Annotated in this window: 18 protein-coding genes; 7 read left to right on the forward strand and 11 right to left on the reverse strand. The window is 54.8% G+C overall.

Annotation, left to right across the window (positions count from 1 at the left end):
- Nucleotides 1-183: 183 nt before the first annotated feature.
- Both AC5DDB_RS04075 and AC5DDB_RS04080 read left to right on the forward strand, forming a co-directional pair.
- Nucleotides 184-543 (forward strand): hypothetical protein, encoded by a 360-nt coding sequence (locus AC5DDB_RS04075; protein ID WP_491738400.1) that lies wholly within the window; start codon nt 184-186, stop codon nt 541-543.
- 157 nt (nt 544-700) lie between these two features.
- Nucleotides 701-1,660: a potassium channel family protein gene (locus AC5DDB_RS04080; protein WP_491738401.1), complete on the forward strand. Its 960-nt coding sequence runs from the start codon at nt 701-703 to the stop codon at nt 1,658-1,660.
- 20 nt (nt 1,661-1,680) lie between these two features.
- Here the strand turns inward: AC5DDB_RS04080 and AC5DDB_RS04085 are convergent, their stop codons facing one another.
- The gene (locus AC5DDB_RS04085) at nt 1,681-2,475 is read right to left on the reverse strand and encodes a class I SAM-dependent methyltransferase (RefSeq protein ID WP_491738522.1); all 795 of its coding nucleotides are present in this window, start codon (nt 2,473-2,475) and stop codon (nt 1,681-1,683) included.
- Nucleotides 2,476-3,049: 574 nt separating this feature from the next.
- A complete protein-coding gene (locus tag AC5DDB_RS04090; protein WP_491738402.1) occupies nt 3,050-4,180 on the reverse strand; it encodes a glycosyltransferase in 1,131 nt (376 codons plus the stop codon).
- Between the two features lie 82 nt (nt 4,181-4,262).
- Between AC5DDB_RS04090 and queA the strand changes: the two genes are divergently transcribed.
- On the forward strand, nt 4,263-5,324 hold the full coding sequence (gene queA / locus AC5DDB_RS04095; protein WP_491738403.1) for a tRNA preQ1(34) S-adenosylmethionine ribosyltransferase-isomerase QueA: 1,062 nt from the start codon (nt 4,263-4,265) through the stop codon (nt 5,322-5,324).
- Between the two features lie 28 nt (nt 5,325-5,352).
- Nucleotides 5,353-5,820 (forward strand): hypothetical protein, encoded by a 468-nt coding sequence (locus AC5DDB_RS04100; protein WP_491738404.1) that lies wholly within the window; start codon nt 5,353-5,355, stop codon nt 5,818-5,820.
- 54 nt (nt 5,821-5,874) lie between these two features.
- On the opposite strand, the gene hemA is transcribed toward AC5DDB_RS04100, so the two are convergent.
- Nucleotides 5,875-7,155 carry a glutamyl-tRNA reductase gene (gene hemA / locus AC5DDB_RS04105; protein WP_491738405.1) on the reverse strand — a complete coding sequence of 427 codons (1,281 nt, stop codon included), beginning with the start codon at nt 7,153-7,155 and terminating at the stop codon, nt 5,875-5,877.
- Between the two features lie 12 nt (nt 7,156-7,167).
- Complete coding sequence (gene ccsA / locus AC5DDB_RS04110) at nt 7,168-8,061, reverse strand: cytochrome c biogenesis protein CcsA (RefSeq protein WP_491738406.1); 894 nt, start codon at nt 8,059-8,061, stop codon at nt 7,168-7,170.
- A 229-nt stretch (nt 8,062-8,290) separates the two neighbouring features.
- Between ccsA and AC5DDB_RS04115 the strand changes: the two genes are divergently transcribed.
- A complete protein-coding gene (locus AC5DDB_RS04115; protein WP_491738407.1) occupies nt 8,291-12,253 on the forward strand; it encodes an AAA family ATPase in 3,963 nt (1,320 codons plus the stop codon).
- Nucleotides 12,254-12,273: 20 nt separating this feature from the next.
- On the opposite strand, the gene AC5DDB_RS04120 is transcribed toward AC5DDB_RS04115, so the two are convergent.
- Nucleotides 12,274-13,815, reverse strand: coding sequence for a SpoIIE family protein phosphatase (locus AC5DDB_RS04120; protein WP_491738408.1), 1,542 nt, complete (start codon nt 13,813-13,815; stop codon nt 12,274-12,276).
- A 360-nt stretch (nt 13,816-14,175) separates the two neighbouring features.
- Here AC5DDB_RS04120 and AC5DDB_RS04125 point away from each other — a divergent pair, with 360 nt between their 5' ends.
- On the forward strand, nt 14,176-14,631 hold the full coding sequence (locus AC5DDB_RS04125) for a DUF4112 domain-containing protein (RefSeq protein WP_491738409.1): 456 nt from the start codon (nt 14,176-14,178) through the stop codon (nt 14,629-14,631).
- Between the two features lie 114 nt (nt 14,632-14,745).
- Here the strand turns inward: AC5DDB_RS04125 and AC5DDB_RS04130 are convergent, their stop codons facing one another.
- The 6 genes from AC5DDB_RS04130 to carB form a co-directional block, all read right to left on the reverse strand.
- The gene (locus tag AC5DDB_RS04130) at nt 14,746-15,954 is read right to left on the reverse strand and encodes a PepSY-associated TM helix domain-containing protein (protein WP_491738410.1); all 1,209 of its coding nucleotides are present in this window, start codon (nt 15,952-15,954) and stop codon (nt 14,746-14,748) included.
- A 4-nt stretch (nt 15,955-15,958) separates the two neighbouring features.
- A complete protein-coding gene (locus AC5DDB_RS04135; protein WP_491738411.1) occupies nt 15,959-16,468 on the reverse strand; it encodes a hypothetical protein in 510 nt (169 codons plus the stop codon).
- Nucleotides 16,469-16,470: 2 nt separating this feature from the next.
- Nucleotides 16,471-17,397 (reverse strand): DUF1559 domain-containing protein, encoded by a 927-nt coding sequence (locus AC5DDB_RS04140; protein WP_491738412.1) that lies wholly within the window; start codon nt 17,395-17,397, stop codon nt 16,471-16,473.
- A 243-nt stretch (nt 17,398-17,640) separates the two neighbouring features.
- Nucleotides 17,641-18,774 (reverse strand): hypothetical protein, encoded by a 1,134-nt coding sequence (locus AC5DDB_RS04145; protein ID WP_491738413.1) that lies wholly within the window; start codon nt 18,772-18,774, stop codon nt 17,641-17,643.
- A gap of 25 nt (nt 18,775-18,799) precedes the next feature.
- Complete coding sequence (locus AC5DDB_RS04150; RefSeq protein ID WP_491738414.1) at nt 18,800-19,084, reverse strand: hypothetical protein; 285 nt, start codon at nt 19,082-19,084, stop codon at nt 18,800-18,802.
- A 177-nt stretch (nt 19,085-19,261) separates the two neighbouring features.
- A complete protein-coding gene (carB, locus tag AC5DDB_RS04155; RefSeq protein WP_491738415.1) occupies nt 19,262-22,621 on the reverse strand; it encodes a carbamoyl-phosphate synthase large subunit in 3,360 nt (1,119 codons plus the stop codon).
- A gap of 190 nt (nt 22,622-22,811) precedes the next feature.
- Between carB and AC5DDB_RS04160 the strand changes: the two genes are divergently transcribed.
- On the forward strand, nt 22,812-23,786 hold the full coding sequence (locus AC5DDB_RS04160; RefSeq protein ID WP_491738416.1) for a YheT family hydrolase: 975 nt from the start codon (nt 22,812-22,814) through the stop codon (nt 23,784-23,786).
- Nucleotides 23,787-23,809: the final 23 nt, after the last annotated feature.

Raw genomic sequence — 23,809 nt, forward strand, 5'->3', positions numbered from 1 at the left:
AACGGATGGAATTCCTAATCGGGGCAGCAATCCCCGACGCAAGTCGCGCGGCGGAATGCCTCACTTATCTTAGACTCTCCCCGCAACCTTGCAAAAGGGAGAGAAGCGTGCGATCTTGCAATTCTTCCTGCAAATTGAGTTCGGCAGGCCCGAACAGCCTTTCCAAGGGATAACTAATTTCCGATGGCACGGTGTGACGAAGGCTACCTTTGCGACGTGTGCGGTGGTGAAGTGAAGAACATCATCGAAAGCGACCTATACTTGCGTTACGTTCTGGGCGAGATCGATTCCCGGGCGTTACTGTCCGGTTCGGAACGACACATCCGCTGCAACCCGACACAGGCGCAGTTCATTGTCGATCCGGCATTTGACCCCGTTGTGGTCGACGGTCCATTCAATAAAGCGGAACTCGACGTGGAATCGGTTCGGCAGCAGGAAGAATTGGTGACACGCGGTTGGCGACGTCTGCGTGAGGTGCATCGTCTCGGTTTGCCGATTAGTGAATACCCACTCTCTAAAGCCGAGCGAGACTCGATACCATGATGTCGTGGACCACCGTCTGTGTATCCATTTCCCTCCAGATCGGCTGCCCTCTCGAGCGTCGACGGCTATGAATCCAGTTCCCCGCGCCGATCGCCGGTACCCGCGACTCCGAACCCGAAGAACAAATTTCTCTTCGGGGATTCTCACGGTTGCGGTGATGCTGTTGCTGCTGACCGTCGCCGGAACAGTGGGACTCAAGCTGGTTGTTCCGGATGCCAGTTGGTTCGACTGTTTCTACATGGCGATCATTACCCTCACCACGGTGGGGTTCGCAGAAACGGTCGAGTTGGGACAAACCGGTCGACTGTTTATCGTATGTTACCTGATTGTGGGGATCGGAGTTTTCACCTATTGCGCGTCGCAAATTGGCGGTTGGATCGTCAACGTTCAAATGGGGCAACTGCTTGAAAGGCGGAGAATGGAACGCGAATTGGCCAGGATGAAGAACCACTACATCATCTGTGGTTTGGGGCGGATGGGTGAAATCATCGCTTGGCAACTCTATCAACGAGGACTGCCATTCGTTGTGGTCGACATCGATGAATCCGTGCTGGATGCCACGTGTGCCGACAATGGTTGGTTATATGTCCAAGGAGACGCTACGGACGACGGCGTCTTGCAGAACGCCGGCATTGAACGGGCATCTGCTTTGGCAACGGTGTTGCCGACGGACGCAGACAACGTCTATGTCACACTGTCCGCTCGGATGAACTCGGCAAAAATCCAGATCATTGCGCGTGCCAGCACAGAGAAAGCGGTTCTCAAGTTAGAACGTGCCGGCGCGAACCGGGTTGTCAGTCCGTTCACAACCGGAGCGATGAAAATGGCCCGATTCATGCTGAACCCGGCTATTGAAGACTTTCTGGAGGTCGCCGACAATCATGGCAACGAATTGGAACTTGCCGATGTCCAGATCGACGAGTCGAGCCCCTACGTCGGTCAGCGATTGATGGAAACCGACTTACGAGAACGCGGCGTAATGATCGTGGGCATTCGCCGGGCAAGTGGCGAACGGTTGATGCCTCCACCGGGAACCGCTTCGATTCAAGCCGGGGACAGCTTGTTCGCCTTTGGCAGTAACCAAGCAATCAGCCGACTCGTTTCGCGCGATAGTTAATTGTCGCAACAACCGTGCGTTTACCGTTTCCGAAGCACATACACGACGTCTTCGCTGGTGGGTCCAACGGTAATCGGGCGTTTCAAGTCGTAGGTGAAATCGTAAGTGTCGAGAATATCCCAACATCCAGATTTTTCGATCAACTTCTGCATCTGCTTGGCAGTGTAGGTGCGAAAGATCGTTTCATCCTGAATTTGAAATTGCCGTGTCGGAGTGTAGACATCGAAGGTCATACCGATGCGTTCTTCGCGTTTTTTCTCGTCGACGCCTTTAGACCAAAGATACGAATTGACCGCTAAGTGCCCCCGCCGGGCAGACCAAGCCTCATCGGTAATCGCATCCCCTTCAATCGGTTTCAGATGCAACCCTAAGAGATACAACCCGCCTTTGCGGAGGACATCCGCGACACATCGGAGGTGGTTCGCGGCTTCTTTCTCACTGAGGAGATGCCGAAAACTATTGATCGGGTTAAAGGCTGCGTGAAAAAGCGTGCGGGTGCCAAAATCGCTCAGCCGAAAGTCACTCATGTCCCCCACAATCGCGGGAGAACCGTAACCATTGCGGGCAAAACGTGCGTTGCAGAACTCGACGGCTTTCTCGTTGAGATCCAAGCCGGCAGTCTCGTACCCGCGAGCAGCCAAACGAACGAGCAATCGCCCTGTGCCACAAGCCGGTTCGATAAGACGTTTGATCGGACGGTTCGAATACCGCTCGAAACACCCAAGTAGAAACCGAAACTCCGCGGCCCAATCCGACCCGAACACGAGGTCGTAGTATTTGGGGAAGTCATAGAGATTCTGTTGAACGACTTCCAGCATGCGAATTCTGTCGAGCTTTTCAAATTAGGAGCAAACTCGCGATCGAAGCGGGTCGCGAATCCAGGGAGTTCAAATCGTAACTGGTAGGTCTCGATTTGGAAACCGTCGCTCGACAGCCTTCGGATGGGTTGGGCGAAATAACGAGAAAAGCCTCTGACGGAATCCGTTCCGCCGTACGAGGCAAATGGACGAAAACAGACGGGGGCCGTCAATCGTCACCCATTTAAAATCGCCAATCCCTGGCGTGCACACCTGAAAACTTCTGATGGACTCATCTCGCAAAACGGACCGCCCCCGTACACGTCACGCGGGTACGAGAACGAGAGTGCAACATCAACGAAACGAATTATGTGTAGGTTGGGACAGTCAGTCATCGAGATGTGTCTAACCTGTTGAAAACCGACCGCTGGTGAACACTCTACAAATCCCAAACACGCCGTCAAGCAAGCGAGTTCGGCGGACGTGCCGATTGCGTGCGGCAACGTTGCGTAGGTTGTTATCCAGACTCAGATTGGAGCAATTTTAAGATTTTTTGAAGGCCATGCGAAATCAGCGAACACAAACGAAACGTTCATGTGATTCCAGCGAGTTTTCGATAGAGGGCATCGTAGCGCTTCACGAATGTATGCCACGTAAACTGCTCTCGCGAAATAGTTTGCGCCGTATGAGCCATTCGCATTGCATCCTGTTGATTCCTAAGAATTTCGATAATCGAGGACTGGCAACCTGAGAGATCCTCGTTTTCAAACAGCAGCCCAGTTAGGCCAGAAGATGTGATCTCTTGAACACCATCGACATTCGTTGCAACAACCGGAACCCCTGCCGCATGTGCTTCTAACACCACATTTGGCATCCCTTCCCATCGCGAGGGCAGAACCAATGCCGACGCCCGATGCATCAACTCTGGAATGTCAGTGCGGTTGCCGAGGAACCGGACGCGATGTTCCAAATCAAGCGATTGTGTTTGGTCTCGTAATTCGGTCTCGAGCGCTCCCTGGCCAACGAAGACAAGTTGCACGTCTGGGAAATCCGTCGCCAGTCCCGCGAAGGCTTGCAACAACAAACCGGGATTTTTCTGCGGATCGAGCCGCCCTACGAACAACAACACCCGCGAGTCCGCCGGAATTCCCACGTCGGTAAGATCAGCAACCGGGGCGTGAGCGAATCGGTCCCAGTCGACACCGTTCGGAATGGCAAGAAGTTTCCGCGATGGTAACCCACCGACATCTGCCGAAAACTCGGCAACGCTCTGACTGACACACACATGCTTATCGACCAGGAAATCGGTCCAACGATCGAGGCGAAGTCGAAATTGGCTGCGACGCTCCGCGACCCGAATCCCGGACACCACGTATGGAACCCGTGCAAACTTGGCCGCAAGACGTCCCGCGATATTCGCGTGATATAACCAAGTCTGCAGAATCTCAGGACGAAACCGGCGGAGTGTTTTCACCAGTCGCCAAAGAACCCGCACGTCGGCACGATGCCGAACTCCGAGACACTCGACATCGACACCAGCTTCGCGGAGTTCATCGACCAATTCCCCCTCTCCAGACAAACACAGCACGAGCGGCTGCCAAGTTTGCCGGTCCAAACCTCGGACGAGTTGAACCAACGCATTTTCCGCCCCGCCCCGATCCAACTCGGTAATGCAAAACGCAATGCGGTGTGGCGATGTTTTCGGCGAAGAAGCTTGTGACATGCGGCGATTCTAATCACGGCGGACGGAAGTTACAGTATACTGGTGCGAATTCCGTCTCCGTCTTCCTGCCATTTGCCTGCTCATGGACCAACTTTCCGATTACGACTACGATCTACCGACGGAGTTGATTGCCAGCCACCCGTTGCCCGAACGAGATTCGTCTCGATTGTTGGTCGTCGACCGAAAACGCAGACGACTCGAACACCGTACGGTCAGTGATCTACCGGAATTTTTGAACCCCGGTGATTCGTTGGTCGTCAACAATACACGTGTGTTGCCGGCTCGGTTGATCGGGTCACGCACTGCCACCGGCGGACGTTGGGAAGGATTGTTTCTGAGCACCAACTCTGACGGCAATTGGCGGTTGATGGGGCAAACTCGCGGACGGTTGCAGAACGGTGAATCCGTGACGATCACACCGATTCATCCGGAGCGTGCCCCCGCTGGGGATCAACTTGCACTAACGCTCGTCGAGCGGGCGGAGGATGGCGTACAAATCTGGCGTTGCGAGCGTGATGAGTCGGCGATTGCGTTACTCAATCGGTTCGGCACAATGCCGTTGCCGCCGTACATGCAACGAAAAACTGCGGACGCTAAAGATTTCGAACGCTACCAAACCGTCTACGCACGTCATGCCGGTTCGGTCGCTGCTCCAACCGCCGGTCTGCATCTGACAGACGACTTGCTCACACGTTGTCAGTCCAACGGAGTCGGTTTGGAGCATGTGACTCTGCACGTGGGCATCGGCACGTTTCGCCCAATCAAAACGGAACGGCTCGACGAACATGTCATGCATCACGAATGGTGTGCCATCGACGAAGAAGCTGCGAACCGGTTGCGAGCTGTTCGCAAGGCCGGCAATCGCGTGGTCGCGGTGGGCACAACAAGCGTACGAACACTAGAAACCGCCGCTGCAAACGGATCGATCCAGGCTTTCGAAGGTGAAACCAATTTATTTCTCAGACCGGGTTCCACCTTCCATGCTGTCGACGCACTTCTGACGAATTTCCATCTGCCACGTTCCTCATTGCTGGTCCTGGTCTCCGCGTTTGCCGATCGAGACTTGATCCGCGAGGCCTACGCAGAGGCAGTCCGCGAGCGTTATCGCTTCTTCAGTTATGGCGATGCGATGTTGATTCTGTAAACCTTTTCTCTCAACCGTATTCGACTTTATGCGTAGTTTTTCGTTGATGATGGCTCGGTTTTTGGTAGCCGCCTGGTGCGGTGCAGCGATCTTGTACGTGATTGTTTCCGTCACCGAGATTCGCTCCCCAATGTTCGATTCGCGAATCAAGGACATACTGGCCTATGTGCGGTTTCCCCCGTATTACGGCTGCGGATTCGCGACTTTGGTATTCGCATTGATTTTCAATCTCATCGCAACCGGACACCCGAGTGTCGGAGAACGCCGCAGTCTACTGTCACTTGGGTTGGTGACAATTGTCTTGGCGTTGATGACGGTCGATTACTATTACATCTACGCGCCGCTCGTCGAGATGATCCGCCCTCCGGGCGGGCCGAAACCAAGTCAATTCACGAGCTACCACCGTTGGTCGGAAATCATCAACAGCGCGGAAGTCCTGTTGTGCATCACGGCGGCATTCGTATTGAATTGGCCGAGAACACCAAAGACACAGTAGGGTCCGCTGTGCGGACCGTGCTTGCAGGCTGAACACATTTCTGCGCCGTGCGAACTATTCGCTGAGATGGAATAGTCGCTTGAGTGCGTTGAGCAAACTGTCCGGCGGGCCGGCTTTCGCTTCGTCTTTCAGCACCGATAGCGGCGGATGCAACAGCTTGTTGATGATCCGTTCCACGGTTTTTTCAATCGCCTGCTGGTCGGCCTCGGTCAAGTGTGGCAACTTGCCGAGGAGTAGGTCGACTTCCTGCTGCCGGATGGCGTGCCAGTCGTCGCGAAGTCGCTGGATAATCGGCCCTGTTGCCCGGTGATAGATACTGTGCATGAACTTTTCAGTTTCGTCCTGCACGATCCGTTCGGCTTTTTCGATCTCTTTCGCCCGAGCATTGCGGTTCCGTTCGCAAGTGGCTTCGAGGTGGTCGATATCGTAAAGGAACACGTTCTCGTCGAGTCCCCCGATTCCAGGTTCGAAGTCTCGCGGTGCTCCCAGGTCGAGAATGAACACGGGCCTGCCATCGGACTGTTCACGAATTTTCCGGAACGTGGCGACATCCATAATCGGCCGATCCGCACCGGTCGTACTCACGATCACGTCGGCTTTGGCCATCCAAGTGTGGAGTTGATCCATTCCGCAAGCAATCCCGCCCCACGTCTCGGCTAATTTGGCAGCCCGCTCAGGATGACGATTGATTACGACAACTTCCCGCACGCCCTCGTCTTTGAGATACCGCAGCGTTTCCTCGGCCATCTCGCCGGCACCGACGATCAACACGAGTTTGTCATCGAAACGATCGAAAATACTTTTGCCGAAATCCCCGACCGCAACGCTCGCAATCGAAACACGCCCGCGTTCGACACCAGTTTCGCTACGGACCCGCTTGGAAACACGAATCGCACCTTCGAACAAAGCCCGCGTGAGCGGTCCGCAGGCGTCGTTTTCCTGGGCACGTCGATAGGCTTCTTTGACCTGATTGACGATTTGCGGTTCGCCGAGCACCATGCTGTCAAGACTGCAGCACACCTGAAACAGATGCCTTACCGCCTCTGGCCCGGCGTGTCGTAGCAAGTCGTCGGTGAAGACATCCAAAGGAACATTGTGGAATTCACTGAAGAATTGCGCAATGTCCTCCCGTGACGGCGTCGGCCCGGTTTCTTCCTGTGCGGTGTAAACTTCAACGCGATTGCAAGTCGACACCACGACCAATTCCGAAGTCGGAAATCGGTTCCGGAGTGCTTCGTAGGCGCGTTGAATTTGTGTTTCCGTCGCGAACGCCAACCGTTCTCGTACGGATAGATCGGCCGTGTGATGATTGCAGTAGACAACTTGTAAATGCATCGGCGGCTCTCCTCAACCACCGACCACGAGGAACGAACTCTCGACGGGTTCGCCGCCGTGCTGTGTGTCGAGCACACTGCCCGACAGCAACGAGAGACTGAGAATCGTTGCCAACAAAAACCCTCCGGCCCCCAGCGTCAACCATGCGACCTGTTTGCCGGTCGGTCTGCGTGTTGTAAGTAACCACACAAAAAACACCATCATGACCAACCAACCAAAACTGTTGCCGATGATCACCGGATCACTCAGCCACGATTCCGGGGCAACATTCTCCGAGGAAAGAATCAGACCCACACCGGTCGCCATGCCGAGTGTCAGCAACGGTACTGCCAAGACAACGGCCCACCAGTTCCAGCGGGCGAGTTTCTGCAAATTCGGTAACGTCAGACCGTTCTTCATCGTTTGGGCAGTTTTCAATCGGCGGTGTTGAACCAGGTACATCAAACTCAAAACAAACGCCGACGCGACCCCGGCCATGCCGAGAACCAACAACGAGGCGTGCAACATCTTCCATTCACGTTCCGCATCGAGCAAGTCTTGCGGCGTGGTTTTCACGAACGCACTGGCGGTAATCAACACCAACACGAGCGGCAAAAGGAAAGGTCCTACGATGACGTCCCGATCGAGCGACATCAAGACCACGTAAAACATCATGGCCAACCAAGCGAGCACGAGGAGCCAGTCGTGCACGGAACTGAGCAGCGGCGGCAAATTCGCGTGTTGAGACCGCACCAACAGGTATGCCGTGTGCGCGACAAGACCGGCAACCGCGAACCCCAGCATGAATACCCGGTTCACAGTCGACTGACGGATCAACCGCACGCCTTCCAACCCCAGCGTTACTCCGTAACTCGCCAGGAAACAGAACAGCGTGACTTGGTTGAGGGAGGACACTAATCCGCCCATACGAACACACTCCTCAGGCACTTGAACAAATCAATTGTCTCGCGTCAGTCGTATTGTATGCTTTGAATGCGGACGGAACAAAGGGTGCAGAATTTCGAACGCCCATTCTACGCGGCAAATCTCGGGGAAGTCGTTTCTCGGGGAAGTCGTTCCTGAACGACAGCGTCATAGCGGGAGCAAAACGGGACGGTTACAATCGGATCGTCTCATTCTCAACGTGCGGAGTCTCATGGTCGTTCCTCTCGAAGCCTACGCCAGTTATGTGCCACGGCATTTGGTCGAACGGTTCCGATTGGACCCGGCTCCGCCGCACGAACCGCGGGAGCAAACCGGCACCGCCGTTCTCATGTTCGCCGACATTGCCGGCTTCACCCGTCTGACGGAAAAACTCGCCCAAGAAGACGCTGACGGCACAGAAAAACTGACAGGAATTCTCAACCGATTCTTCGGCCAGCTGATCGCAGTCGTGGAAAGTTACGGCGGGGATGTCGTCAAGTTCGCCGGTGATGCGTTGTTAGCGGCTTGGCCAGTCAGAGACGGTGATATGTTGTCATCCGTGTCTGATCGGGCCGTGCAATGTGCGTTGATGGCGCAACGCAAACTCACGCCATTCGAAGCCGAAGGTGAGTCACTCGCGATGCGGATGAGTGTTCATGCCGGACCCGTTCGACTGCTGGAACTCGGTGGCGGTCTGGGACGCTGGGAACTGTTGATTCTCGGCGAACCGCTTCAATACCTTTGTGGCCCGGAAATGCGAGCCAATACCGGATGCGTTGCCGTTTCCCAGACGATTTGGCGACCGCTCAAAGACAAGTTCCCCGGCAAGGTTCGCGAAAACCATACCGTCGTGCTCGATTCGATTCCTCCCACGGAACCCACAAGCGAACCGGCGAGTGTGCAAACGGTGCCGTCGATGGAACGGGCTCTGCGTGCGTTTATCCCCGGTGCGGTGGTCACGCGTTTGGCTTCGGGTTTGACCGATTGGTTGGCGGAACTCCGCACGATTACGGCGATGTTCATTCATCTGCCCATGTTGGATTCCCAAGTCCCTCTCGAATCGGCCCAAGCCGTGTTACTGGAGTTGCAACAGGTCATTTATCGGTATGAGGGCAGCGTCAACAAGCTGTCGGTCGATGATAAAGGTGTCACGTTGGTCGCGGCCTTCGGGTTGCCGCCGCTTTCTCACGAAGATGACCCCCGTCGAGCGATTCGCACCGCGATGGCCATTCGCGAGTTCCTCGACCAACCGGGTTCAGGTATCGGCATTGCCACCGGTCGTGTGTTTTGTGGTTCCGTCGGAGCGCGAAGCCGTCGCGAATACACCATCATTGGCGATGCCGTGAATCTCGCCGCTCGACTCATGCAGGAAGCTACGACGAACAATCAGATTCTCTGTGATGAAGCCACACGTCGAAGATGCAAAGGTCGTGTCCCGTTTAGCCCGGAAACTTCCTTGCACCTCAAAGGCAAGCAGGGTTCGGTGGCCGCTTTCGAACCGTTGACCGATGCCGAACAACTTAGCGGAACATTTGCCAAACCGCCTTCGTTTGTCGGACGCCAGGCCGAACTCGAAATCCTTACAGAGCGAGTCGAAACACTGGCCCAAACCGGCTCTCCGGCTGCTCTCGTCATCGAAGGCGAAGCGGGTATCGGCAAGAGTTTCCTGATCGCGGAACTCATCCGACTCGCAAAAGATCGAAAAATCCGGGTGTGTCGCGGCGGAGGAAACGCGATCGAGAAGTCATTGCCGTACGTCGGTTGGCAATCGATCGCGGAAGAATTGCTCGTCGACGAGTTCCTCGAATCCCAGGATGATCTGACGGAACTTCTCTCCCTGATGAACGCAATCGTGCCGTTAGGGTTGCCTGAGACCGAGACAACGCAGCAAATGACCGCAGCGGCTCGTGCCGATACCACGAGACGAATTCTGATCAAACTCATCCGCTACGCCGCCTCCCAAGATCCCTTGTTGCTCATCTTAGACGACGCTCAGTGGATCGATTCTGCTTCGTGGGCCATCGTGCGGACTTTGACCGGGGTCATGAAACGATACCAATTGCCGATTCTGCTGGTGGTCGCCACGCGACCGTTTGACGATCAACTCCCCGAAGAATACACCACGCTACGAAACACAACGGAAGTCGCAAAAATCGATTTGCGGGCCTTCTCCTACTCCGACTGCAAACGCCTCATCTGCGATCAATTACAGACCGAAACCGTGCCCAACGAAGTCGTCGCTTGGATTTACGGACGCAGTGAAGGTCATCCGTTGTACTGTGCGGAACTGACACATCTTCTTCGCGATACCGAGCGACTCAGCGTGGAAGACGGCGAACTTGTCCTGCAATGTTCGCCAACCGAACTTCAGGAACTCGAATTTCCCGAAGCAGTCCAAGGTGTGATTCGTGGACGACTCGATCGTCTTACACCAGAGCAGCAAATGCTGGTCAAGACGGCAAGCATCGTCGGGCGAATCTTCGAACTGCGTGTAGTGCATTCGGCGTATCCCATCGAAACGAAACGCGAACTGTTACCGAACTATCTGCAGACGTTACAACAACGTGACATCACGGTTCCCGAGCGTCGTGCGGAACCGTCACACGCGTTCAAACACGCCCTGATTCAGGAAGTCGCGTACGGGCTAATGTTGTCGGAACAACGACAGCGGCTCCATCAGAGTGTGGCGATTTTCTACGAATGTCTCGTCGATTCCGGTGAACCAGCCGTTGGGCTCGCAAATGCCTATCCGCTATTGGCTTATCATTGGCAACGTGCGGAAGACGATCGAAAAACCCGGGAGTATCAACAGCTTGCCGGTGAATATGCGTTGCAGAACGCCGCTTATCGAGAAGCGAAATCGTTTCTTTCCGACGCCCTCGAAAACTGGAAGACGCACGTCACTCCCCTTCCCGCTTTGCAGACGGCTCGATTAGAACGACAGATCGGTGAGGCCTGCTTCGGGTTGGGACAACTTGCGGAAAGTCGCCAACATTGTTTGGCGGGGCTCGAAGCACTCGACGAACCCGTGCCGTCATCGCGGATGGGCGAAGCTGGTCGTATCGGAGTGCAAGTCGCACGACATCTCTTCCGTTGGACGTTGCGAACAGTAAAACTGTCTCGCGAAAAGACGACGACCGTCGCCTCCGATGAATCGCCGACTCTCGAAGCGGCTCGTGGATTTGATTTGCTGATGGAGTTGAGTTATCTCGCGAACGACTCCAACGCCATGTTGTTTTCCGCTTTGCGAATGCTCAACCTTGCCGAACAGTCCGGGCCGTCGCCAGAGTTGGCACGAGCACGTGCCACGGTGGGACTGACGTTGGGCTTGGTTCCACTGAAACGCTCGGCCGAAGCCCACTTTCGAGCCGCTCGCCAAACCGCCGACGCCACGCAACATCTTCCCTCGCAAGGCTGGGTCGCATTGTTGAATGCGGTTTATCATGTCGGCCGTGGCGATTGGGAGATTGCCCGAGAATCGGTGGCGGAATCGCGAGACCACTACCGGCGGTTGGGTGATCGTCGGAACCAAGGATCTTTGTTCGCAATTGAGGGCGCGACCTACTTGTTTCGCGGGGACTATCGAACCGCTCTCGAAATCTGGACCGACCTCGATCAATTTGCCCATCGAGGCGACGATGTTTTGCAACAAGCCTGGGGATTCGGCGGTCGCGCTTTGAATACCCTTCGCCTTGGCGACCCCGAAACAGCCGCCGCGTTGGCCAAAGAAGGGTTAGATCGCTTCCGCACGAATCGCGATTTTATCTCTGAAGCCACGACACGTGGTGTGCTGACCGTCGCCAGTCTGCAACTTGACGACTGGGACACCGCCGCGAAAGCCGCCGACCGGACTTGGCAGCAATTGCAAGAACTTGGACGTCCTTCCGCCTATTACCTGTTAGATGCCTATTCCGCCGTGATCGAATTCCGGATTGCGAATGCTCGTCGACAAAGTCGCCCTGATTCGGAAACCTACAACGCGGTACGCGAAGCGCTTCGCGGAATGCAAACGTTTGCCAAGGTCTTTCCGATCGGGCAGGCGAGAAGTTTACTCTGGCAGGGACGGTGGGCATTGTTCCAAGGAAAGAAACAACAGGCCACTCGACACTGGCAGCGAGCGATCGCGGTCGCCCAGGAATTGCGAATGGAAGCGGAGGAACTCAGTGCCAATCGCGAACTAAAAGCTTTGCAATAAGTGCTATGACAATTTCAGTGCTATAGCACTTTCACGACGACCATCGTCACATCGTCTTTTTGTTCGTAGTGGGCTGCGAAGTCCACCGAAAGCTGATGAAGACCACGAACAATTTCGACCCCACTTTTCTCACGGGAGGCATGCAACAAATCGAGCGTGCGTTGCCAACCTAACATTTCCTGATTTGGAGCAGAGGTTTCCCGCAACCCGTCGGTGGGTATGAATAAAATGTCCCCGGTTTCAATTGGGATCGTCTCGGTCCACGGGGGTTCCGTGTCCCGGAGCATCCCCAACACCATCCCCGTATTAAGGAGCTGATCGACCTTACCGTTGGGCTTGATCAGTCGGGCATCGTGCCCCGCTCCAGCATATCGTATTGTTTTTCGCGCGGGGTGAAGTTCCACCAAGAACAGCGAGACAAACGATCCTTCCGCCATGTCATCACACAAATGACGATTGAGTTGATCCAGACTTTCGGTCAATCCGAGACCACTTTGCAACAACGCTCGCAAACACGCTCGCGTTTCGACCATATGCAGAGCAGGCCCCAAACCATGCCCACTGACATCGCCGACGGCAATCACCACCGATTGGTCGGTCAGTTCGATGAAGTCATAGTAATCGCCACAAGCAATCTCTGCGGAATACGCGGCCCCGGCAATTTCAAATCCCGGAATCACCGGCGCCCCGGAAGGATACAAACGCTGTTGCACCCGTTCGGCGGCTTGAAGTTCTGTCAGGGCATGGTGATGTTGTAAACGATCGGTCAGGTCGCGAAACGTAACCACCGCACCGATGGTTTCCTCACCGTCTTGAATGGGCGAAGCCATGTACTCGACCGGAAAGCCGGTGCCATCGGCTCGCCAAAAGACTTCGTGATCGACTTGTCGCGGCTTTCCATCTTTCAGAACCGCATAAATCGGACAATCCTCGATCGCATAGGAACTGCCATCGGCATGTTTGGAATGCAACACATCGTGCTGGGATTTTCCCAGAAATTCTTTCGCCGGCCGACCAATCATCTTTGCACCGGCTGCGTTGATGAATGTCGTCCGACCTTCGCAATCCAGCCCGTATACGCCTTCATTGACCGAGTCGAGAATCAGCTGCAACCGATGACTCACGCGTTCGCTCTCGTGTTCCGCAGCGACCCGTTCGGTGATGTCTGTCGAGATTCCAGACATCGCATAAATACGTCCCTCTTCATCCCGCAGAGGAAACTTGAGGGATAGATAAATATGAGTGCCGTCATCCTGGGGCACGACTTCTTGAAATTGAATGACCCGTCCCTGCTCCGCCACAAGTCGGTCGTTTTCTTGAAAAGCCGCGGCCGTCTCTGGCGGGAATACATCGTAATCCGTCTTGCCGACCATGAAATCACGGGTGACGGAAAACAGCTCTTCCCATTTCCGATTGATCAACAAGTACCGTCCGGCCAAATCCTTGACATAGATGACCGCCGACGTGTGGTCGACCAAATCTCTCAAGTACGGTTCCCCATCCGGAATCGGTGGGAAATCCGGGTTGGAGATATATGGATCAGGTTCGTCAGGCAAACCCACTGAGACCTCAAATTCGTAACGAGCGTGGATCGATTGATGCCAGATGAGATCTACTTTACGGGAAGTTAACGCCTGTTTCACCTAGTCCGGCGAGTTTTTTACAGCAAAAAGAACTCAATACTATCATTTTGACCATGATAACCTGAGGTAAAAAAATGAGATCTTCTATCAAGTTTTGGTCGGAACAATGACAAGCTGGCGGACTTTCGACCATCACCGAAGGAAAATCCTGGCAAGACAACGAAGACACAAACCCTAACCACGGAACAATTTAAGAAACATCTTTGCTTCAAATTCTCATCTGGCATGTGATCTGCATCTGCTTGATTTGTTCAAAACGAACTAAACGAAGGATTTGCCATGAGCACCGCCACAGAATATCCCACGCAACAATCTGTTCGACGCGTCGAACCCCACGAGGTTCAGAAAGACGCGAAGACGGCGCCACCGCTCTCGCACGAAGAGCGGCTGGAACGCATTCGCAAACTCACCAAGACGATGGATGAGGCGTTCACACTTCCCGGCACTAACTTTCGGGTTGGTTGGGATTCGATCATCGGGCTCGTTCCGGTTGCTGGGGATATGGTAACGACCGTGATCTCTGCTTGGGTGATCCGTGAAGCCCATCAGATGGGAATTTCCCGCTGGCAAACTATCCGAATGCTTGGGAACGTCGGTGTCGATATGATCGTCGGCATCATCCCCGGTCTCGGTGACCTCGCCGACGCTGCGTTCAAGTCGAACACGCGGAACATGAAAATCTTGGAAAAACACGTGGCGAAACAAAAAGAGAAGGCCGCCAAACAGAACCTATAAGACGTTGATTCTTCAATCGAATGCTAGAGCATCTCAAATGGCCCTGCATTTTTTACGCTGACAACTCTCTGAACTCGCCGGATACATCGGTTTGACGCAAACCTCGATCGCAGGCTATCGACCGACTGAAAGCGGTTCAACCTGAGTCAGTGCAGACGGTTCTGATTTGGTGCTTTTCAGAGCTTTCCGACTGAGAGAACTTCGCCGACGCCACCAGAGAATGAATCCCGTCACATACATAACGGCGGGAACGAAGCCAGTGATGAAGACCACCCAGCGTCCGACTATGCCGAAGGCTTCACCACTGTGCAAAGGAAATTGCCACGCAAAGAAGATGTCTGCCGCTGTGAAGTCATCGGGATTTCGAATAGCTAGAACTTCACCGCTGTACTGATCCAGGAACACCTGGCTCCGGCCGAACGTCTGTTGCACTTCGTGCGGCTGACGAAAGGCGACTTCATAGGTTCCCTCATCTCCCTGTGGTGGGTGGAGATGGTCGAACTTGGCATGAGGAAAATGTTGCTGAGCAATCTTCAAAGCGTCATCTGCTGAGATCGCCTGCTTAGACTGAGATTCTTCCGACTCCAGGCCTCTTGGCTCGTGAGTTTCGTCCGAAAACGCTGTGATGAGCGGCTTCACAAGCCAGGGGAATTCCATATACACGCCGGTGAAGGCAAGCACGAACAGAAACACCAAGCTGCCGATCCCAAGCGTCTTGTGAAGATCGTAGTTGAATCTCGAACCGCCACGAATCATAAAGGCCGCCCGCCAACTGTGCTTCCACAAAGGCCACCACAAATAGACCCCCGAGATCAGCGAGAGTATCAAAATCAGCCCGACCAAACCGATAATGATCACTCCCATTTCGCCAGCGACGAGTTGATAGTGTAATCGGTAGATCCAGCCGAGTAAGTCCTCGCCCCAGGTTCGTTGCCCGGTCACTTTCAAATCGTTGGGGTTAACGTAGACCGCGATAAACTTGCGACCGTCTTCAGTTCGTTTTGAAAACCAAACGGTCCAAACCCCGTTTTCGACACGAGGTTTCATCACCGACATCGCTTTGCCGTCATAGGCCGTTTCAGCGGTCTCGATGATTTGCGTTATCGGAGCTGGCGTGGTGGTTCCGTCGGTGAGAAGCAGGTTTGGGTTTAACCATTCGTCAATGGCATGGTCGAAGACGAGAATGCTACCGGTCAATCCCACCAAAACAAACAGCAGCCCAACTGTCAAACCGATCCAACGGTGAGTGACGAACCAAAGTCTGCGAAACCGATTCTTCGAATTGCCGTCGCGTTTAGCGGGAGTTGTCGATGCATCAGTCATGATGTTAGTTTCCCATCGCTGGGCCAGGAGGCAATCTCCGCCGACCACCGGCATTTCCGTTGGTGACCTTTGCTCCGGTGATTTCGATCGGCGGAAGCTCGTTTTCATCGTCCGTGATCGTCACTTTCCACTCTGACTTGGCTGGATTGTCGTAGGCGTTGTTCAATCGATCGGCCAAGGTCGGTGTATTGACGTTAGGAGACCAACGGATCGTAACCGCATATTCACCGGTCGGAGCTCCGTCGCCCATCTCGTATGTCGAGAGCGTGTAGCTTCCGTCCTCCTGAACGAGCCCCCAAGGCAAGGAGTCGCGTTTATCTTTCGCATCACCAGTGGAGTGTAGCTGGATAAGCGCACCGACGGGCGGTTCACCATTGATGGTGATCGTGCCGTACGCGGGGTACGTTTCGGCTTGCCAATCCTCACCGCACCCGGCACAAGCCAAAGACGTGGCCAACGCCAACATACCAAGACGTATCCCGTTCAATCTTGTCAAGGTCTGCTGCGAGTTCATCTCTAGAACTCCCCAACCACTTCGCCACCGTCGATGGATGTCAAAGCACTGAGCGTTGTCAGGTCGATAGTCTCGCTGATAAATCGTGCCGATCCGTCCGCCAGACAAATCTGGATACCACCAGGATGGAACGAGTACGCCGCGCCGTACAGATTGCTGACGTTGATCACTTCGTTGCCGACATAGTAATTGACGGTCGGTTCGCCGCCGGATGAATCCGGTGTCACCTGATAGTTGTAGAGCCAACCGGAAGAGAAACCCGCGGTCCAACTTCGGAAGTCACCATTCCACGCCGCAGGGGCGGTAGTCGTCTTACCACCGGCGAGATAAAGTGAAGCTCGCCCGGCGGACTCATAGACCATAATGGTGTTCGTCAGCCCGTCGACGACATCGCGGAAGCGGCGAAAATGGTTCTGATCGAACATCGACTTTCCAGCCGTGTCGTCGGTAATCCAACCTGTGTCACTGCGAAGGTAAGTGTAGTCGGACGTCTGAAACCCGCTGTTGGGTTCCCGTTCACCCGAACCCGGAGTCGACGGGCACTGGTACGCCTTCGGCATGTTCAATGCCAGATCGGCGTTGTTGGTGTGATCCCAACGAACATTGAAATCGTAAAGGTTTTCCGTGTTGCCCGCTTCCAAGAACGGAAGAATGGCGACGTTGACATGGGCAGTATGCAGCGGATCGGACCAGTTGCCATCCCAGTCGACCCAGCCAGGTGCCAGACTTTTGTTGGTGTCATGGTAGGTGTGCATGGCCAACCCAATTTGTTTGAGGTTGTTCTTGCACTCGGTGCGGCGGGCGGCTTCGCGGGCTTGTTGAACGGCAGGGAGTAACAGAGCGATCAAAATGGCAATGATCGCAATCACCACCAGAAGTTCGATCAGCGTGAATCCAGAGCGACGCGCGGACGGGAAACGGGGTAACATAGCAAGCCTCCTCAGTGGTTCTAGGAACAATCCGGCCCATCATCGGATTTCCGAAACGCTTGCTTTGGCTGGCCGGAGGAGGCTCTGGCTAATCGCTGGCGGGAGTGCGGGGCGGGACTGAGATTCAATCTCAATGAGGGAACGATACCAAGTTTGAAACGGATCGCAAGTAAAAATCGGCTAAACGGAGACTTTCTCAGCAACTTCGCTGAGGTCCGACGTTACAGCGATTGGTGGTTTCGTCTAGCGCAGGTCTGGGTACAACTCTTTGAGCGTCTCATCGGAAATCAAATCCGTCGGATCGATCTCAAATTGCCAGACCCGTTCGCCGTCCGTCTCCTTCAAAATTAGCGAAACCGGCTCGTCCGGATTTCGTTTGACTTGATATTCGTTGATCCAATACTCAGGAAACTTATCCGTTTCCCATTCTCGCAAACCAGTCCTCTCGATTTGGCCATTTAGATCTGCGGATCTTGCCGTATTGTTCGATGAGAGATGGATTCCGGATCGCTCGAGCACCACGACATTGTATTCGTCCGGATCGAACCGCCCACGCCAATTGTCAAAGACTACTAGCGGAACGACGAGGTCCCTATCGGGATCGAGTTGCCGACTTTTCACCAACGAGACGATGTGTTTTTCCTGACGACGACGAGGGCCACGCTCTTTCTCACGGAATTCGCCGACCATCGATTGCCAATCGTCGACCGTTTTCGAGAGATCCTCCGGCGGACTTTGGCCCACGGACGAGACAACACAGTCGGTATAGATCATCAAATCATGGGAGCGGTCCATTTCGCCGCCGCACAACTGCGTACGCCACGATGGATGTTCCGTTTTCAGAATCTGCTGGATCTCTTTGATGACGTCGATTGTATACAACCGCTCGTCCATCAACGGGATCTCGAGAGTGCGATCAAATGGTTCCGAAAGATACATCACTTGGCCAGACCACTTGACCATTTCCTCATCGAACAGGACCACCCCAAATTCATTGATGAGCGGTGTCTTCGTTCTGTGGAAATAGTCAAGCAATCCCTCCATCATGCCAACGGATGCGCTTGCAGGATCGTCGGTGTTCTCGGTTTCCCAAGGTTGAGGGTCGGCTACGGAATACACATACCGATAAGGGTCTTTCAGTGGTTTTTCATCGTACATTTCTTCCCATAACTCACGGCCATTTTCGTTAGGAACGTTAAACCGGACACGAGGGCTGATGTCGGTCGCGGCTGGACGTTCGGTGGCGACAGGACGCTCGCGTTCTGCGGGAAGCGAGGTCGGCTGCGGAACCAACGGTGGGTTCGATCCCTTCTCGCAACTCGTGCTACAAAAGACAATCCACGAACTGATGAGGAATGCATAACCTGGTCGACGCATATTTTGCAATCCTCGCAGTGAATGATTACGTCAGCGTGAGTCGCCACCAGTCAATAGTCTCGGAATCTTCGTTCCAAATGGCGAGCGCCTCCTCGCAGTGTCGAAAGCCAATGTATTCGGCAAATCGTCGACACTCATCGTCTGATTCTTGAAACTCCGCCCACTCCTGCCAGAGGACATGCATGATTCCTTGCTCAGAGTACGCGAGCAAATCCCACGCGGGATCGTCGTGAAACAACCACACATATTCAGTTGTGTTGCAACGCGTCCATCGGACAATGGAATCGGCATTGCGATCCCAAAGCGGCACGATCTCCGAAACATTGTCTGGAACGTAGTAATCCCAGTTTGTTCTACCAATATGGATTCTCTGATCGGAGTCGTAACTTTCTGGATCGCTTAGAACACGGGCGAACGAAGGACGAACACCATGTCCGACTAGCTCTTCAAAACTCAGAGATCGAAGCTGCAACGGGTCCCCCTCTGATCAATCCACGGTCCCGGCCCATTCTTGTAGGGATTTCACTTGGGGAATGGGGTTGGCGGCGAGGGCTTCCAGTGCTTGTACGACGGCTAAACAACCTGGCAGTGTGGTGACGCAGGGAACACCGTAGGCGACGGCGGCGGAGCGGATTTGGCCTTCGTCGGTGCGGGCACCTTTGCCGCTGGGCGTGTTGAAGATAAATTGCACGTCGCCGTTGGCCATCTTGTCGAGAATGTTCGGACGGCCTTCTTGCACTTTGCGGACCGTTTCAATTTCCACGCCGGCTTCGCGAATTGCGTTCGCGGTTCCCGATGTGCCGATGAGCTTGTACCCCAAAGCGTGCAAGCGTTTTGCCGCATCAATAATCCGCGATTTGTACCGGTGAGCCATCGAAATGAAGACAGTTCCCTCGGTCGGCAACGATGTCCCTGCAGCGACTTGGCTCTTGGCAAATGCAAGTGGGAAGTTATCGTGAATTCCCATCACTTCCCCGGTCGATCGCATTTCCGGTCCGAGGATGATGTCCACACCCGAGAACCGGTTGAACGGGAACACACTTTCCTTCACCGAACAATGAGTCGGTGTGACTTCCTCGACGATGCCCTGCTCGGTCAGCGAAATGCCCGCCATGACTTTCGCCGCGATCCGGGCCAACGAACGGTTGGTCGCTTTGGACACAAACGGGGCCGTCCGGCTCGCCCGCGGATTGACTTCCAGAATGTAAACCGTGTACTTCGTGCCCGCCGACCAGATGCCACTGGTGTCCGCCGGAGTTTCGCCTGCGTCTTCTTCGCCGATGTCGATTTTGACGGCGAACTGCAAGTTCATCAGTCCACGAACACCCAGTTCCTTGGCGAGTGCATATGTCGCTTGCTTGATTTCGTCGATAACTTCATCCGGCAGCGAGTGTGGCGGCAACGCACAGGCGGAGTCCCCAGAGTGCACACCGGCTTCTTCGATGTGTTCCATCACACCACCGACCAACGCGATTTCGCCGTCGGCAATACAATCGACATCCACTTCGATCGCGTCTTCCAGGAATTTGTCGATCAGCACCGGTTTTTCCGGGGATGCCTCGACGGCTTCCCGCATGTACCGCACGAGTTGGCTTTGATCGTAGCAGATCTCCATCGCTCGTCCGCCCAGCACGTAACTCGGCCGCACTAACACGGGGTAGCCGATGCGGTCGGCAATGGCTCGAGCGGCGTCGGCATTAGTTGCAGTGCCGTTAGGCGGTTGTCGCAAACCAAGTTTCTGCAGGATCGCTTGAAAGCGGTCACGGTCTTCGGCGGCATCGATCATATCGGGACTTGTCCCGATGATCGGTACACCGGCGGCTTCCAGTCCCCGCGCCAAGTTGAGCGGAGTCTGACCGCCGAACTGCACAATCACACCGTCCGGTTTGAGCCGATCGTAAATGTTGAGCACATCCTCGGTCGTCAACGGTTCGAAGAATAGCATGTCGCTGGTGTCGTAGTCGGTCGAAACCGTTTCCGGGTTCGAGTTGACCATGACACTTTCGATGCCCAACTCCTTAAGCGCGAACGCCGCCTGACAACAACAGTAGTCGAACTCAATCCCCTGCCCGATCCGGTTCGGTCCGCCACCGAGAATCATCACCCGGCTATGCGGGGAGTTATGCCCGGCGTGCTCGGGAATCGGATCGACTTTCGGACCACGCTCGGCGCCTGGGGTTTCGTCTTCATCTTCGTACGTCGAATAGTAATACGGTGTGTACGCCTCAAATTCGGCCGCGCAGGTGTCGACAAGTTTGAACGTCGCCGTCACGCCGAGTTTCTTCCGTCGTCGCCGGACGTCCATTTCCGTCGAGTTCCACCACAATGCCAGTTGCTTATCGGAATAACCCGCCCGTTTCGCGCGGCGGATAAGTTCCACGTCGGCATCTTCCAAGCGTTCGACCGCACGCAATTCGTCTTCCAATTCGACCAATTCGCGGATGTGATGCAAGAACCACGGATCGATGCCAGTCAGTTCGTTGATCGTGTCGACCGTCATGCCGGCTTTGAACGCGAATCTCAAGAAGAAGATGCGATCCGATTGCGGCACGGAAAGCTTGCGGCGAATTTCATCGACAGCCGGTTGGTTTTCGGTATTCCATAGGTCCGGTTTGCCTCCACTGAGTCCAAACGCCCCGATTTCGAGACCACGGAGAGCTTTCTGCAGAGACTCTTTGAAGGTCCGGCCAATGGCCATCGTTTCGCCGACGCTTTTCATGGAAATCGTCAGCGTGGGGTCGGCTTCGGGGAATTTCTCGAAGGTCCAGCGAGGAATTTTCGTAACGACATAATCAATCGTCGGTTCGAAACACGCCAAAGTTTCGCGGGTAATGTCGTTACGGATCTCGTCTAACCGATACCCAACCGCCAACTTCGCAGCGATTTTCGCAATCGGGAACCCAGTCGCTTTCGAGGCAAGTGCCGACGATCGACTCACACGCGGGTTCATTTCGATGATCGTCATCCGCCCGGTCTTCGGGTTGACCGCGAATTGCACGTTCGAACCGCCGGTCTCCACGCCGATTTCCCGCATACACGCGATCGTGGCGTCTCGCATCCGTTGATATTCTTTGTCGGTCAGCGTTTGCGCGGGGGCAACGGTGATCGAATCCCCCGTGTGCACACCCATGGGATCAAGGTTTTCGATTGCACAAATGATGACGACGTTGTCAGCGGTGTCCCGCATGACTTCCATCTCGTACTCTTTCCAGCCGAGAATGGATTCTTCCAACAACACTTCGTTGACCGGCGAAAGTTTGAGCCCCTCGCGAACTTTTTGCTCGAATTCTTCTTTGTTATACGCAACACCGCCGCCAGCCCCGCCGAGCGTGTAGCTGGCGCGAATGATCATCGGCAAACCGATTTCCCGCAGAGCTTGGCGGGCTTGGTCCATGTTTCGCACGAGTTGACTACGCGGAACATCCAAACCAATTTTGACCATCGCCTCTTTGAACGACTCGCGTTCTTCAGCCTTGGCGATGACTTCCTCCTTCGCACCGATGAGTTCGACGCCGAGTTGCTGCAAAATCCCGCGTCGTGCCAAGTCCATCGCGGTGTTCAGACCGGTTTGGCCACCCAACGTCGGCAACAACGCATCCGGGCGTTCTTTTTCGATGACCTTCTGGACGTACTGCCAGGTAATCGGCTCGACATAGGTACGGTCGGCGACCTCCGGGTCGGTCATGATGGTCGCCGGGTTGGAATTGACCAGCACAACTTCGTACCCTTCTTCACGCAAGGACTTACACGCTTGCGTTCCGGAGTAGTCGAATTCGCAGGCTTGGCCAATAACGATAGGGCCGGAACCGATGATGAGAATCTTGTGGATATCGTCGCGTCGAGGCACGGGAGGATGGCGGGTTGGAGGAAGAAATCGGGAAGTGCGCATTCGCGGCGCAAAATTTCACCAACACTAGCAAGCTCTGCCGGAGATTCAAGCTTCAACTGCTCGATCCTGCCAGGTTGACCCCGAATTGGAACGAAGAAACCTGAAAGCCTTTTCCGAATACGCCCATTTCAGGAGCAATCCGAACACCATGAGCCGATTTGACGGCCCCACCTTCCAACCCCATTGGTTATTCCGTGGCGGTCATGCCCAGACAATCGCAGGAACTTACCTGAAATCTTTCGATACACTCGTCGAAACCGCAAAACACCAGGTGACGCAGCCCGATGGCGATGTGCTGATGCTGCACGAAAACTGTCCCTCAGATTGGCAGCCCGGTCAGCGTGTCGTACTTTTGCTCCCTGGTTTAACTGGTTGTCACCGTAGCGGTTATCTCCGTCGAACGGCGTCTAAATTGAACGCACTCGGGGTACGGACGTTTCGCTTTGACCCCCGTGGTTGGGGTGCCGGCGAAGGATTAGCAGCCGGTTGGGCGCACGCCGGACGTACGGAAGACGTGGCCGCCAGTCTGAATTTCATCGCCCAACTGGCCCCGAATTCGCCCGTGTCGGCGGCCGGTTTTTCTCTTTCGGGCAACATTCTGCTGAAATATCTCGCGACGCACCCCGACAAACCGCAGCACTTCGAACGCGCGGTTGCATCCTGTCCTGCGATCGATCTCGCCGCATGTGCCGACCAAATGGATCAACCGTTGATCAATCGTACTTATGGTCGACACTTCGTGCGATCGCTTGTCGCCCATGTCAAGAAAATTGGCGAATGGCCCAATGATTTCACCGAGAACATGTGGAGAAATTGGACACTCCGCGAATTCGATGACCGTCTTACTGCCGCAAAAGCCGGGTTTGCGTGTTCCGCCGACTACTATCGGGAAAGTAGTGCGAAACCCCATTTGCCGGCCATCGACGTGCCGACGCTCATCATCGCGGCCTATGACGACCCGGTCGTGCCGGGGGCATCGTTCGAAAACCTAGCCATCTCACCCAGCACGACGCTTCACCTCACACGTCGCGGCGGACATCTTGGTTATATCGGTCGTAGCGGAGTCGATCCCGATCGCCGTTGGCTCGACTGGCGTATCGTCGAATGGCTGACACAGGACTAGCTCGTAAACATGGTGCGTCAGGT

It is taken from the genome of Thalassoroseus sp. (genome assembly GCF_984380535.1).